Origin of the sequence: Bacillus sp. HMF5848, assembly GCF_003944835.1 — a bacterium.
Lineage (GTDB): Bacteria > Bacillota > Bacilli > Bacillales > HMF5848 > HMF5848.
Genome location: NZ_RWIV01000001.1, coordinates 3,425,594 through 3,439,413, shown reverse-complemented (window position 1 = coordinate 3,439,413; position 13,820 = coordinate 3,425,594). Strand labels below are relative to the sequence as shown.

Genomic DNA, 13,820 nt, shown 5'->3' with positions numbered 1-13,820 from the left:
GCCGAAGGTGGAGTGTTACTTTGGTGTAAGAGGAGACACATATGAAGAGAGTACGCAAGTATATAGATAAGGTCATCCATAGAGGATGGCCTTAATCTAATTTTATCTACATAGCCATAAGCTTATTTATTTGTTATGCTTTCTTAATTTTTAATCGACGGACAAACCAAAATCCGATAAGTAGTAAAGATGCTAGAAAAGAACCCGTTGCAATTGGGTTTAGCATCATATAAGCCATCCCGACAACTGGTAATAACGCTATTCGTATCAAGCTTTTCAAAAATTCACTATCTGTAATATTTGCAGCGATAGATGGTGAGTTATTATAATAAAAATTCACAAATTTTCTTCCGATTGTATTGGTTAATAGGAACTCATCCCTAAACTTTCTAAGTGCACTTACTGCAGGAGTATACTTTGTCCCGTATGCAGCAGTTGCGATAAAGCATTCATCGACTACTTTAATTTCTTCAGTAGTGAAAGAAGTAGAGAGCATACTGCCATCTTTCGCTTTTAAAGGTGCTTCAGATGTGCCATCAAATTTAATAATTCGAGTTTCACCAGATAGTTTTTCACTAAAAGTAATAATTAATGCGCTTCCATCTACAGAGAGTAGATCATTATCATCTAACGGTAAGAAGTCTATGCCATTAGTAGAATACGTAATATTTTCTTTAATATTGTTTAGATCTTGTTCAGGATCTAATTCACTAGAAAATGTTAGTCTGACAATCTTTTCATCTGCATCAATAGTAGCGGAATCATAAGTTAAAACAGGGTGTCCTCCTTCATCCGGCATGATTACAGCTTTGATGTCATCGAAGTATAACACACTTTCTGTCAGTACATTATTTACTTCATTTACATAAATGTTAAATGATTGAATGTCAGAGGCAGTCTCATGATTAAGTACTTTTGTGCTATCGCTATACCATGGAGCTGGTTTAAACTCGCTAAATGGAATTGTTTCAATCCTTGCTGTTGTATCCGAAATATCTGGATACGCTTCAAATGGAATACCACTCGCATTTATTTGAACAACAACCTTTTGACCAGTCCCATCCGGTTGAATCCAAAATTGTACCGCATTATATGGACTCCAATCGACGTCATTCATACCTTTACCGATACCTGTATAATTTGTTGGTGCTAGTGTGTAATCATAACGCATTGCGTAATTGCCACTATTTTTGGGTTCTTGAACTAATGAGATGGTTGGTTGCTCACCATGTTTTAAATATGAATCATTAACGAAGCTAGAATCGCCATCATACCCTTCGAAGTCATCTACTAGCGAAGGATCAGCAACTGGCTTTTCTACACGGTTAATGAATTGAATGTTGTCAATGTAGATTGGTCCTTCGTAATTCCAATCCTTAGTAACAAATTCAATAACCATATCTGTTGCAGTGGGTTCTTCTGTAAATATAATCTCAATTGTCTTTTTGGCGTATCCATCTTTTATGTCCATTTCGGAATAACCAAAGTCTGTTAAACCTTCGCCAAGCTTCTTGTAGCTAGCTGGAGTGGAAAGACCTACAACTGGACCGAAAACCTTAGGAATTTGTAAATCTGTTAATTCCGGTAATATAATGTCAAATTTGATTTTATTAACTTCTGACATATTAACCATATTATTAATTCCAGGTAGTTTTACCGCCGCTTTTTGATAGGTCCAGTTGGTATTATCGCCATCATCTGCAACATGAACATCAATAGCTAATGCGCCTGATCCTATGGAGGATTCATGCTTTACCGCCCCCTCTACAGACCCTGCAGCTGCGTATACACCATCGAAAGTTGCGCCTTCTATACCACTATTAAATGTGACTTCCTTTAATGGAATCTCTGCAAACACATTCACATTTACTGTCTGATCATCAGCTGTTCCATCAACATACACAACTTTTACTGTTAAGTTAATTTCTTGTCCATTAACAGCTGCTTTTGGTGTCCAATCAGCTGTGTAATAGTTTCCTTCAAGTTTCATTTCCTCTTCTGTTGTAGCAGGAGTAGAGTATACAACTTTTGAAATCTCCTTATCGTAGTTAGCGATTTTTGCTCTAATTTTCGTAGTTCCGCTAATTTCTTGTCGGTTACTTGGTGTTACAATATACATAAATGGCTCTTCTGAAGAAGTATTAACCGCTAAATCATATACTCCAGCAAGACGGTCACCGAAAACGGACGTATCGCTGTTATAAAACTCAATGAAGTTATTTATCATTTCATGGTTTCCGAGAACAGGATGGCCTTTAAAAGGAATGAAATATTGATCTAGTCCCCAGTTTGCCCAATGCATCGTATAGGCGATTTGCTTTGCTGTTTCATCAGCCATTAACTTTTCATGGAATCTTGTAAACCAATCCGGAATGGCATTATTTGAATTACTTAAGCCTTTACTTCCATTCCATCTTATACCAACCTCTGAAAAAGTAGGTATCTTTCCTTTATCCTTTGCAATCTCTACCACAATTCTAGCGTTGTTCACCATTGCATCGATGACACCATCACCTTCGCTAGGTCTATCGTGATATTGATCATATCCAATGACATCAATATAATCATCACCTGGATATCGATCTAAATATTGCTCTTTTGTTTTAAATGGACCATTCGGAGAATACACGTACAAGAAATTGTCTACTCCTTTTTGGTCTCTTAAGTATTCAACTGTATATCTAAATAGATTAATATAGTCATCCTTTGTGCAATGGATGGCACCCCACCAAAACCAGCTTCCGTTATTTTCGTGAAACGGTCTAAATAAAATAGGTATATCCTTCCCATCTGAACCTTGTAATCCATTTGCAAATGCAGCAACTTCATCTAAATAAGCATTGTATTCAGCATGATGGTCACCACCGGGTAGGATGCGCTTTACAACATTACCTGTTGTATCATAATACGCTCCGCCCGTAACGAAATTTTGCATATGGGCACTTAATGTAACAATGCCACCGCGGTCATATGCTTTTGTAATCCAATCATCCATGATGGCAGCTCGTTCTTCTATCGTTTCCCCGGGTCCGGATTCGCCTGGATTCCAAAGGCCGTCGATATCCCATCCGTAGATTGCAGGAAAAGCACCAACATTGTTATAAATATCTGACTGTGTACCATCCTGCGTGCTAATTGTCACACCACGACTTGTTGCATGTTGCTGTCCGAATAACGTGTACTCTTTTCTTGTGTTTTTTAAGTATGCAAATAGTGATTTCGTTTCAGCTGTTGCATTAGAATCTACAAGATTAACATCACTAAGATCGAAATTATCTGTAGGGATTATTGGTTGATTGTTATTCGGATCAACAAGCTCTTCTTGATCTCCACCACCTAATGGCGCATTTAAAATCTTTACATTATCAATATAAATAGGGCCTGTATATGGGATACTATCTGATACAAAGCATATCCATAATTCTGTTTTGTTTTCTGCCTCTGTTGGCAAGATAACGTTTTCAACTGTTACCTTTCCGTATTCTTTACCGTTTAAAGTAATGGTTTCAAGTGCAGACAGTGTCTTATTATTGAGTCCCTCGCCAATTTTAATAAAATTCCCATCTGAATCTTGGATAATTATATATGGTTTAATCTCTTTTTCTTGAACACTATCTAAATCGCTTATTGATAAGTCAATATATAAATCAAAAGATACTTTCGTTGCTTGGCTTATTTCGGGAACGTTATTTTTAATCTTTAACTCTTCCCAAGTATTATCCCCCGATAATACAGCATTAATTTTTAATGCTCCGTCACCAAGGTCGTTACTATGTTCTATAGCTAGACTACCAAATTTCGCTTGCCATGTTCCTGCATTTGACCATCCGGCGATGTCACTATCAAATGTATAGATAGCTAACTCATTTGTAGCATTACCAGGATTAGACGATGACTGACGTTTCACCAAAGAATAATTATCAATATAAATAGGACCGCTATAGTCACTATTTACTCCTGCTAATCCTATTACTAATTCTTGATTACTTAATCCTAAATCTAAAGGAACTGATAATTCGAGTTTTACATACTCTGTTCCTGCTTCAACGTCTAAGCTATTAATATCAAATTCATTAATTTTTAATTCTTGCCAATCATTATTTAAGCCGGTTTGAACTTTTAGAATTCCTTTTGACCACTGCGCTTTTGGTACAAAAATTTCATAACTAATACTTTCGAAGTTATCAAAAGAAAAATCTGGGCCAACTATCTTTTTAAAAGAATAAGCGGACCAGCCCTTCGTTTCGTCAAATGTAACATCTACCTTAATTGCTCCAGAGCCAACATCAGTACTATGCGTGAATGAATTTAATGTAGCATCTGACTCCCAACCTTCCTGCCATCCTTCTAGGTCAGAGTTGAAAGTAAAGGTTAGTTCATCACTCGTATTATTATGATCAGAAGCTTTATTTAATAACTTCATATTATCTATTAAAATAGAGTCAGTAAACGTAGTATTCTTTCCAGCTATTCGAATGTACAATTCCTGAAGAACTCCAGAAATGGCTTCATCCACCTTTTGCAGTTTCACATAAGTGGTCCCATTTATTTCCTCGGTCGGCATTGATTCTTTATCACTTGCTGGTATCTCATCAATTGAAAGTTCAGTCCATGTCCAACCAGATCCTAACTTTGCAATGTTTTGGATATACAAAGAACCATCGTCCCATGTTTCTTTAGGAATGTATAAGTCATACTCAAGGGCATTTGCATCGATTCCATCTAGCTCTTTTTTAAAACGAGCTTCCTCCCAGCCTCCACCAGTGTATTTAACTCCAAGTTCTAACGCACCAGCTGCTGCGTTGTGAGTGACTGGAACTTCTGCAAAGAATCCAGTGTCTGAATCGGCTAACCACCCTTCGGTATCATAGACACTCTCAAAATCAATGCTGAGAACTTCTTCGCTTTCTGAAGCAGATACAGCCTGTAGGCCATAACGTGGGAGTAGCCCAATCATAATAACGAGTATTAACGTCCACACAAAAATACGTTTTTTTAATGACGCATTCATAAATTGCCTCCTTTTTAATTTTTTTATTGAAGAATATTTCATAGATTTTTTTGAGTAGAATCCTTGAAGTTAGTAGTGTAGTTGTCTAGAAAATATTCAATAATAACTAAATCAGTAAGCGTTTTCAAATATAAGGTGATAAATTTTATTGTTTACTAATAATATACTTTTATAATATATTAAAGTTAACGTTAAGTTAAATTAAAAATCTTATTTATTAGTGATTATATCGAATATTTCATGTATGTTCAATTACAATTTTCCGAAAAATAAAATTGGAATAACTTTAATTTTTTAGTGTTATATACTTAATCGTTAAAGTTATGTGTATATTGATATTAACTAGATACCCATACTAGTGGAGCAAATGAGCAGAAAAACTTATCAGAACAGATGTGTCAAATCGTTGATAGTAATTCATGAGAATTATTAAATGTGAGTAATTGTAATGCAGAGACAACCATTTATCTTCTTTGACAATCAGCTGAAAGTTTGGGTACTGGTGTTTAAGTTCAGTTTATTACAATGAATTAGAATATTACGCCGCCGTGAATAGGTTCTCGAGTTTTACACGCAACAAAAAACATAATTGATGATTGTAATTCATTAATATTTTAGTCATTGTGATAGTGAGACTAAATGTTAATTCTTTTCAAAAATGCTATATAAACACAATCTTTTTTTATAAAGTTGCGATAAAATATAGAGGTATATTTAAAGGAGTGACTATTAATAATGAGTGAAATATTATTTTTACAGCCGAAATTTCAAGAGCGAATTTGGGGTGGTACACGCTTACGAGACCACTTTGGATATGATATACCCAGTGAACAAACAGGGGAGTGCTGGGCAATAAGTGCACATGCGAACGGCGATTGTCAAATTTCCAACGGGACATACGAGGGTAAAACTCTTAGCTGGCTTTGGGAAAATCATCGTGAGTTATTCGGAAACATCAGTGGAGACCGCTTCCCGTTGCTTACAAAAATTCTAGATGCTAAAGACGATTTAAGTGTCCAAGTGCATCCAGGTGACGACTATGCTAAAGAATTTGAAAACGGTGAGCTAGGTAAAACAGAATGCTGGTATATTATTGACTGTGAAGAAGATGCGGAACTAATAATTGGTCATCATGCTAAGTCAAAAGAAGAGATGACAGATATGATTGCAAGCGGCAATTGGCAGCAATTGCTTCGGAAAGTGAAAATAAAGCCAGGGGATTTTTTCTTTATTCCAGCTGGTACTATTCATGCGATCGGAAAAGGAACGATGATTTTAGAAACACAGCAATCGAGTGATGTTACATATCGTGTGTATGATTACGATCGCTTACAAGACGGAAAACCGAGAGAGCTACATATCGAGAAAAGTATAGCAGTTAGTACCGTGCCTCATGAAGACTATAGTAACAGCTATAAAGTACATACAATGGAACAGGCAGAGGTTACAAGACTCGTTGAAAGTAAGTACTTTACGGTATATAAAACAGAGATCTCAGGCAAGCAGTTATTTAGAAACTCTCATCCGTTTGTGCTTGTGAGTGTTCTTGAAGGGACAGGAAAGATTGATGGTGTAGCTATAGACAAAGGTCAACATTTTATCATTCCTAGCGGCTATGAGCAGTACACTATTGAAGGTAATGTTAAGTTAATTGTATCCCATATATAGTCTAGGGCAAGGATTGAACTTATGAAGTACATCTTAATACGCTAGATGTACTTTTTTTACAATAAAAATGCAAACGCTTTAGTTTAAGTTTTTTGTAAGGGAAAGGATGTGTAACTGTGAGTTTATCAGTTGGAATAGATTTGGGTGGCACTCATGTTAGAGCAGCGCTTGTAGACCAATCTGGAAAAATAATAACTATGATTCAAGAGGAAACAGAAGCGCATAAAGGGTATACATATGTCATTGATAAAATGATTAAGCTAGCTGAAAAGCTAATTGTTAATCAGACAATTAAAGGAATTGGAATTGGCGCCCCTGGCCCTCTCGATTATAAAACAGGGGTGATTTTAAGTCCTCCTAACTTACCTGGGTGGGAAAAGGTTCCTATTGTGAATTTGATTGCTAACCATTTTAACGTACCTGTTTATTTAAATAACGATGCGAATGTTGCTGCCCTTGCTGAAGCGAGAATTGGTAGTGGAAGAGACTATGAAAGTGTGTACTATATCACGGTAAGCACGGGTATTGGTGGAGGATTTGTTATCAATAAGCAAATTTTCAATGGTGCGCAAGGCTATGCGGGCGAAATAGGCAACATGATTTTGAATCCAAACGGCTATAAGCATTCTAATTTGAATAAGGGCTCTTTTGAAAGTTATTCAAGCGGGACAGCTATTGGCAGAGTAGCGGCTGAAAGGTTACATATGAGTGGAGGGGCTAAGCAAGTGTTTTCACTTGCTGACGAAGGGAATGAATTAGCTCAAAACATTATTGAAGAAGCAGTATCGCATCTAGCTATGGGGATTGCCAATATTGCTCACACTGTCAATCCTGCTGTCTTTGTTCTTGGTGGAGGTGTAATGAAATCTGAGAAATGGATTCTCGAACCACTAAGACAAAAAGTAAAAGAGTTTGTATTCCCTGAGCTCGCAAGGTCTATACAGATTAAGCCTGCTGCTCTTGGAGGTCATGCTGGTGTGGTTGGAGCAGCTATGTTAGTACCGTAATATGTTAAACGGATTATGCTAACTTTCGAAAGGTATTGCAGTATAATTACGTAATGTGATAGAAAACATTTTAATATATTTCCTTTAAGGATCCAGAAAGAAGAACACTACGGTAGTCGTATGCTTAACATTGGTCACACTATCAAGGAGGCTAAAACATTGTATATTGATATGCCAATAACCGATTTAAAAAAATATCAAGGTATTAATCCAAAACCTATGGATTTCGATGAATATTGGACTAGAGCTTTACTAGATTTAGAGAATCTATCAATGCAATATGAGTTAATCCCAGCAAGCATACAAAACAATGTGGCTGATTGTTATCACCTTTATTTTATAGGGGTGGGTGGAGCAAGGATACACTGTAAGTTCGTAAAACCAAAAAGTCAAAGCACACCTGGACCTGGGTTGGCGATGTTTCATGGTTACTCAATGAATAGCGGAGATTGGTTTGATAAAATTGCTTATGCAGCACAAGGATTTACTGTTCTGGCGTTAGATTGTCGCGGACAAGGTGGGTTGTCAGAGGACATAGTACCGGTAAAAGGACCGACATTACGTGGGCATATTATTCGTGGTATTGATGATCCGAACTCTGCCAATATGTATTATCGACAAGTGTTTCTCGATACAGTTCAAACGGTGCAAATCCTCATGTCGATGGACGGTGTGAATGAAGACCGCATTGGCGTGATGGGGTGGTCACAAGGTGGTGCTTTAGCAACAGCCTGTGCGGCCCTTGAACCTAAAGTAAAGAAAGCTATAGCTATTTATCCTTTTTTAAGTGATTATAAACGTGCGTGGGAGATGGATATCAACCTGTCAGCGTATGCAGAAATCGCAGACTACTTCCGAATGTTTGATCCATTACATGAAAGAGAAAATGAAATTTTTACTAAGCTAGGATACATAGATATTCAACATCTAGCAGAACGTATCCAAGCTAGCGTGCATTGGGTAACAGGCCTAACAGACGAAGTGTGTCCACCTTCCACTCAATTCGCTACTTTTAATAAGATAGTATCCGAAAAAGAACTACTACTATACCATGAATATGGTCATGAAAATTTACCGAATATAGTAGATGTTTGTTTACAAAGGTTGTTAACCTTGTAATTTAAATTGACATCTACTAAGTGTATAAGATGTTCCCTCAAAAATTACTAAAGGTATTAGATTAGACGTTAATGTAGGTTGTTATATTACCGTCTAATCCACACCTCAAAATATCTTTGTAATCATTCCTTCCTTAAAATCTTTTGTTAGTCGACTCCTTCTAAACATAGCCATTTTTTCAAAAAATATAATGTCTTATCGTAAAATTTGACTATTGTATAGTTCTTTTGTCATAATAAACATAAATAGTAGTTCTAAATACCTATTAAGGAAGGGGCGTTGGTGTAATCTATGAAAAAAACTTGTAGTCATTTAGAAGCGGAGATTAGAAAAGCCCGTGAAAGATTAATTGAAACTGGTCTTAGGGAAGGGTTAACATCAAGAAAAACGCTAAAATTTAGTCGGTATTTAGATAAATTAATTAATTACAAAATGAAGAAAAGATATGATTTTTAAGAAAAATATACTGTGACATTTTTTATATTATTGTGATAGATTAATAGCTCCTATATGCAAAAGGACTAAATTTTAAAGTCCAAAAGTTCAATATAGATATAGATATTAGCATGTAAGTGATATAATGTAAGAATTTTTGAAAGCGAGAATGGCTGCACCTTTCTCGCTTTTCTTTTTAGTATCAATACTCCACCAATACTCTAGCTGTAATACCAATTTGCCCAGGCTGAATCGGCGTTGCTTCTGCTTGTGCGAAAGCTCTTGGTATGGGAGCAGCTCCTTGTTCATATTCTTCTTTTACAACAGTGGGTGTATTTGATAAAGGTACACCGTAAAAATTAGCAATGGTGGTAGCTTTGACAGTAGCTTGCTCAAGTGCCTTTTTGAGAGCATATTGATATAGGTTTGTAGAATCAGTGATAGAGAAGGAAACATCACGGACAATATTTGCTCCGTTTTGAACCGCTGTATCTACTATGTGGCCCACACGAGTTAACTGAGAAGTTCGAATTTGAACAATATGAGTTACTTTATACCCGCGAAATTGTTGCTTACCATCCTCAAAGTCATATTGTGGGTTGATTCGAAAATCTATCGTTTGTACTTGTTCTTGAGTGATTCCGATTGATTGTAAAGCTTGTAGAACTTTATTCATTAAAGCCGCATTTTCTGTCTGTGCTGTCTGTAAACTTATATTCTCCGTTTCTACTCCAAGTACAATGGTTGCTTCATTTGGAGCCGCATATATAGTTCCTTCACCTTGCACTTGAATCGTGCGTATTTCTTTACGCTCGTTTATGTTTTGAGGGGATTGAAATCTGTAGTATTGCATGTATATCCTCTCCTCTCCTTTACTTTTTAAGTCACTATGTGATAAGGTATGCGTTATTTGGCTATATTGCGCCTATTTTTATAAAGTGAAGGCAATATTGTTGACATAAAAAGCTATAAAAGTTATTATACGGGTAGGGGTATAATGAAAGAATATAAGTGGAGGGATATATCATGAATAGTGTAAAAGTATACACAACTACTCGCTGTCCTTATTGTGTTATGTTAAAGAATTATTTAGCATCACAAAATATTGCGTTTGAAGAGGTTAACTTAGAAAGAAAGCCAGAGTACATTCAAAAGTTAATGCAAACAACAGGTCAAATGGGAGTACCTCAAACTGAAATAAATGGTAAATGGGTCATTGGATATGATCCAGAGACAATAACAAGTTTTTTAAATTAAAGATTGAAGTTATAGGTTAACTTTAAACGCGCCAATATAGCGCGTTTTTTTGTGGAGTATTTCTTTTCCGAAATTTTGTCACCTAATATGTTATATAATATAACTAAAGAAGAATTAGCAAGGGGGAGGAAAAGTATGATACTGTATGAAACCGACACCTCGTATGTCATGACAGAGCAGCACTTGCATGCCTTAGTGTCAGGGGATATCGCTAAACATTGGGACGATCAATTGTTTGAAGGAATAGCTAACAAAACTGATGTAATCTTTGCTATTTCGGAGCACGACAGAGGGTGGATTGAAGTAGACGCTTCACCACTATGGCATGATACAAAGCAAATGCCTTATACCTTTCAGGATTTTCCACTTTCAATAAAGCTTATCTTTTATAAAAAAGGAATAGATGAAGTACAAGAAAAAAGTGCTTATGCAGCATTGCTATGTAGTTTGCACTACTCATCATTTTTTAAAGGTATGCATGATGGCGAAAGAATAACTCAATTTGTTGAAACGGAACAAAAGAGGCAAAAAAAGATCATTGAGCATCTCAAACTTCATACGTCACAAAAAAGAGATGAGTTGAGCTTTCATTATAAATTACTTCAATTTTGCGATGATATGTCTTTATTTATAAGTATTCAAGAGCCAGGTGTTTCAAAACAAGACGTGTTCCCATGGTTTAGAAATGGATTTAAGCAAGAGTTTAAGACACTAGAAAATCAGACTATAAATGCACAATGGCTGAACAGAGAAATAATTATTTTAACTCCATTCCCTTTTAAAGAAGAATTTGAAGTCTCTCTGCCGATTAAGATAGTAAGAAAAAGTGAGGTGTTAGAAAAGGGCATTTTATTAGCGTATCGCGAGACACCTTACTCATATCGACAAGTGTGTATCAGAAGGTAAAAGTATATAAAGCGCATATAATTCACTAATAACTAAAAAGGTTATTGATAAGTCCTTAGAACTACCAAGCTGTCATAAAAGTATGGCAGTTTTTTTGTTGTTGATGTTAGTAAGTTTAACAATGTATATACTTTGAAAATGCGTACCGTATGTATTAAAGAAGTTAGATATAATGTCGATATTATAATTAAGTAAACAAAAACTTAAGGGTTGATTGGGATGACAAATCATCTATCTGAGATAGATACACATATAGAAACGTATATTTCTCTATTTAAAAATAATCCAGATGCCAGTTATGCATTGGATTTAGCTGGTCGCTTTACGCTTTTTAATGAATCAGCAGTTCAGTTAACGGGATATACTCAAGATGAGGTCAAGGGAGAACATTTTACATCATTAATGAAGAATGATGAGGCCAAAGTAATTAATGCAATGTTTCCTAAAGTAATTTCAGGTGATAGAAGAAGTTTTGAGACTACTATTATTAGAAAAGACGGCGTTCATATATGTATTAGTGTAACAGCTGTGCCTATTATAAAAAACGGTGTCGTTCAAGGAATAATTGGTATTGCCAAAGATATGACTGAAAGGAATAGTATGTTAGCAGAGCTAACATTTTCTCGTAATCAATTACAAAATATATTTGATAGCATAGATATTTGTTTATGGTCAATTGATGTTAAAACAATGCGGGTTTTTCAAATATCACCTGCTTGTGAAGATATTTTTGGTTACAAACAAGAAGAATTTTTACAAAATGCTCAATTATGGGAAAACACGATTCATCCAGAAGATAAACCAATCATAGAAGGCTGTCACCAAGAATTATTAATGGGCAAGACAGTAAATATTGAATATCGGGCTTTACATAAAGATGGACATGTCATATGGGTATCTGATTATATTGTGCCTGTGTTTAATTATGAGTCAAATGAGTTAATACGTTTAGATGGCGTTATTAAAGACATGACCGATCAAAAAGAAGTAGAAAAGCAATTACAATTCATGGCTTATCATGACCCTTTAACAGAGTTACCTAATAGAAGAAGGTTTAATGAAAAAGTACTTGAAGCAATAAAGTATGCCGAAAAGCATAATGAATTGGTCGGTATTATGTATCTTGACCTAGACAGGTTTAAGTTTATTAATGATACGTTAGGGCATAACGTAGGAGATGAGTTTCTAAAAATTATCTCGAAACGATTAGTACAATTTATCGAAGGAGAAAATGTTCATGCGACAGTGACGAGACAGGGTGGAGATGAATTTGCCATTGTTTTATGTCATGTAAGAGTATACAGCGAACTCTGTAGCTTTGCGGAGAAGCTTCTACCTATCATTACGGAGCCAATCCATTTGAACAACAATACGTATACGATTACAACAAGTATCGGGATAAGTATATATCCTGATCATTCAACAAATCTAGATGGATTAATTGTACGTGCTGATCAAGCGATGTATTTAGCCAAAGAAAAAGGAAAAAATACGTATCAAGTCTATCAAACCGGTTTAACGGATGGACTAACTCGAAAAATGAATATTGAGCAAAGTCTTCATAAGGCAATAGATAAAAATGAGCTCTACCTGGAATATCAGCCGATTGTAAACATTTTTGATAATAATATTATTGGGCTAGAAGCGTTGCTTCGTTGGAACCACACAAAGTTAGGAAAGATCTCACCTGCTGAGTTCATCCATATTGCAGAGGAATCAGGGCAAATTATCAAAGTAGGTTATTGGGTATTGCAGAAAGTTGTTGAGCACCTTAACACATGGAGACAGATTGGATTACCAGAGTTTTATGTCTCGGTTAACATTTCAGGAAGGCAGTTAAGCGAAGAGTACTTCCTTAATACTTTGAAAACTATATTAAAAACCAATACAGTAAGTCCCGAATCAATTAAGTTTGAAATTACAGAAAGTGTTGCTATGACAAATGTATCTAATATGATGAAGCAACTAAATGAGATACGTAATTTAGGTATTGATATTTTTCTCGATGATTTTGGTACAGGCTATTCATCGTTAAGCTACTTAAAAAAGTTTCCCATTCATACTGTGAAAATAGATCAATCGTTTGTCAGAGGACTAAACCAAAAAAACTATAACAGATCAATATGCAAGGCAATTGTGTCAATGGCTCAAAGCTTAAATATGAATGTTATTGCAGAGGGAGTCGAAGAGGAAAATCAGTGGTTGTTTTTAAAAGAAATTGGTTGTGGTGAAATGCAGGGTTATTATTTCAGTAAGCCTACTCCAGTCGATACAATTGAAAAATTATTTGGTTTTAAAGATTAGAGCGCACTTCATGATTTATGTGCGTTTTTTTATTTGAGCTTATTAATCTGTTTTTTCCTGATTGCTGTGATATATACCTCAAAGCTCTGTTATCAACTTTTCTAGTAACAAAT

At 35.6% G+C, this 13,820-nt stretch carries 9 protein-coding genes; 7 read left to right on the top strand and 2 right to left on the bottom strand.

The window, feature by feature from the left end; all coding sequences use genetic code 11:
• Positions 1-133: 133 nt before the first annotated feature.
• The gene (locus EJF36_RS16510; RefSeq protein ID WP_185806941.1) at positions 134-5,011 is read right to left on the bottom strand and encodes a glycosyl hydrolase; all 4,878 of its coding nucleotides are present in this window, start codon (positions 5,009-5,011) and stop codon (positions 134-136) included.
• 732 nt (positions 5,012-5,743) lie between these two features.
• Here EJF36_RS16510 and manA point away from each other — a divergent pair.
• From manA to EJF36_RS16490, 4 genes are all read left to right on the top strand, one after another.
• Positions 5,744-6,679 carry a mannose-6-phosphate isomerase, class I gene (gene manA / locus EJF36_RS16505; RefSeq protein ID WP_395940643.1) on the top strand — a complete coding sequence of 312 codons (936 nt, stop codon included), beginning with the start codon at positions 5,744-5,746 and terminating at the stop codon, positions 6,677-6,679.
• A gap of 116 nt (positions 6,680-6,795) precedes the next feature.
• A complete protein-coding gene (locus EJF36_RS16500; RefSeq protein ID WP_125907344.1) occupies positions 6,796-7,686 on the top strand; it encodes an ROK family protein in 891 nt (296 codons plus the stop codon).
• Positions 7,687-7,806: 120 nt separating this feature from the next.
• Positions 7,807-8,805 (top strand): alpha/beta fold hydrolase, encoded by a 999-nt coding sequence (locus tag EJF36_RS16495; RefSeq protein WP_395940599.1) that lies wholly within the window; start codon positions 7,807-7,809, stop codon positions 8,803-8,805.
• A 291-nt stretch (positions 8,806-9,096) separates the two neighbouring features.
• A complete protein-coding gene (locus EJF36_RS16490; protein WP_125907342.1) occupies positions 9,097-9,261 on the top strand; it encodes an aspartyl-phosphate phosphatase Spo0E family protein in 165 nt (54 codons plus the stop codon).
• Between the two features lie 181 nt (positions 9,262-9,442).
• On the opposite strand, the gene EJF36_RS16485 is transcribed toward EJF36_RS16490, so the two are convergent.
• Positions 9,443-10,093, bottom strand: coding sequence for an SIMPL domain-containing protein (locus EJF36_RS16485; protein ID WP_125907341.1), 651 nt, complete (start codon positions 10,091-10,093; stop codon positions 9,443-9,445).
• Positions 10,094-10,266: 173 nt separating this feature from the next.
• On the opposite strand from EJF36_RS16485, the gene EJF36_RS16480 reads away from it, so the two are divergent.
• The 3 genes from EJF36_RS16480 (at position 10,267) to EJF36_RS16470 (ending at position 13,707) form a co-directional block, all read left to right on the top strand.
• Positions 10,267-10,497 (top strand): glutaredoxin family protein, encoded by a 231-nt coding sequence (locus EJF36_RS16480; protein ID WP_125907340.1) that lies wholly within the window; start codon positions 10,267-10,269, stop codon positions 10,495-10,497.
• Positions 10,498-10,632: 135 nt separating this feature from the next.
• Positions 10,633-11,403: a DUF3891 family protein gene (locus tag EJF36_RS16475; RefSeq protein ID WP_185806940.1), complete on the top strand. Its 771-nt coding sequence runs from the start codon at positions 10,633-10,635 to the stop codon at positions 11,401-11,403.
• 219 nt (positions 11,404-11,622) lie between these two features.
• A complete protein-coding gene (locus EJF36_RS16470; protein ID WP_125907338.1) occupies positions 11,623-13,707 on the top strand; it encodes a sensor domain-containing protein in 2,085 nt (694 codons plus the stop codon).
• Positions 13,708-13,820 lie beyond the last annotated feature (113 nt).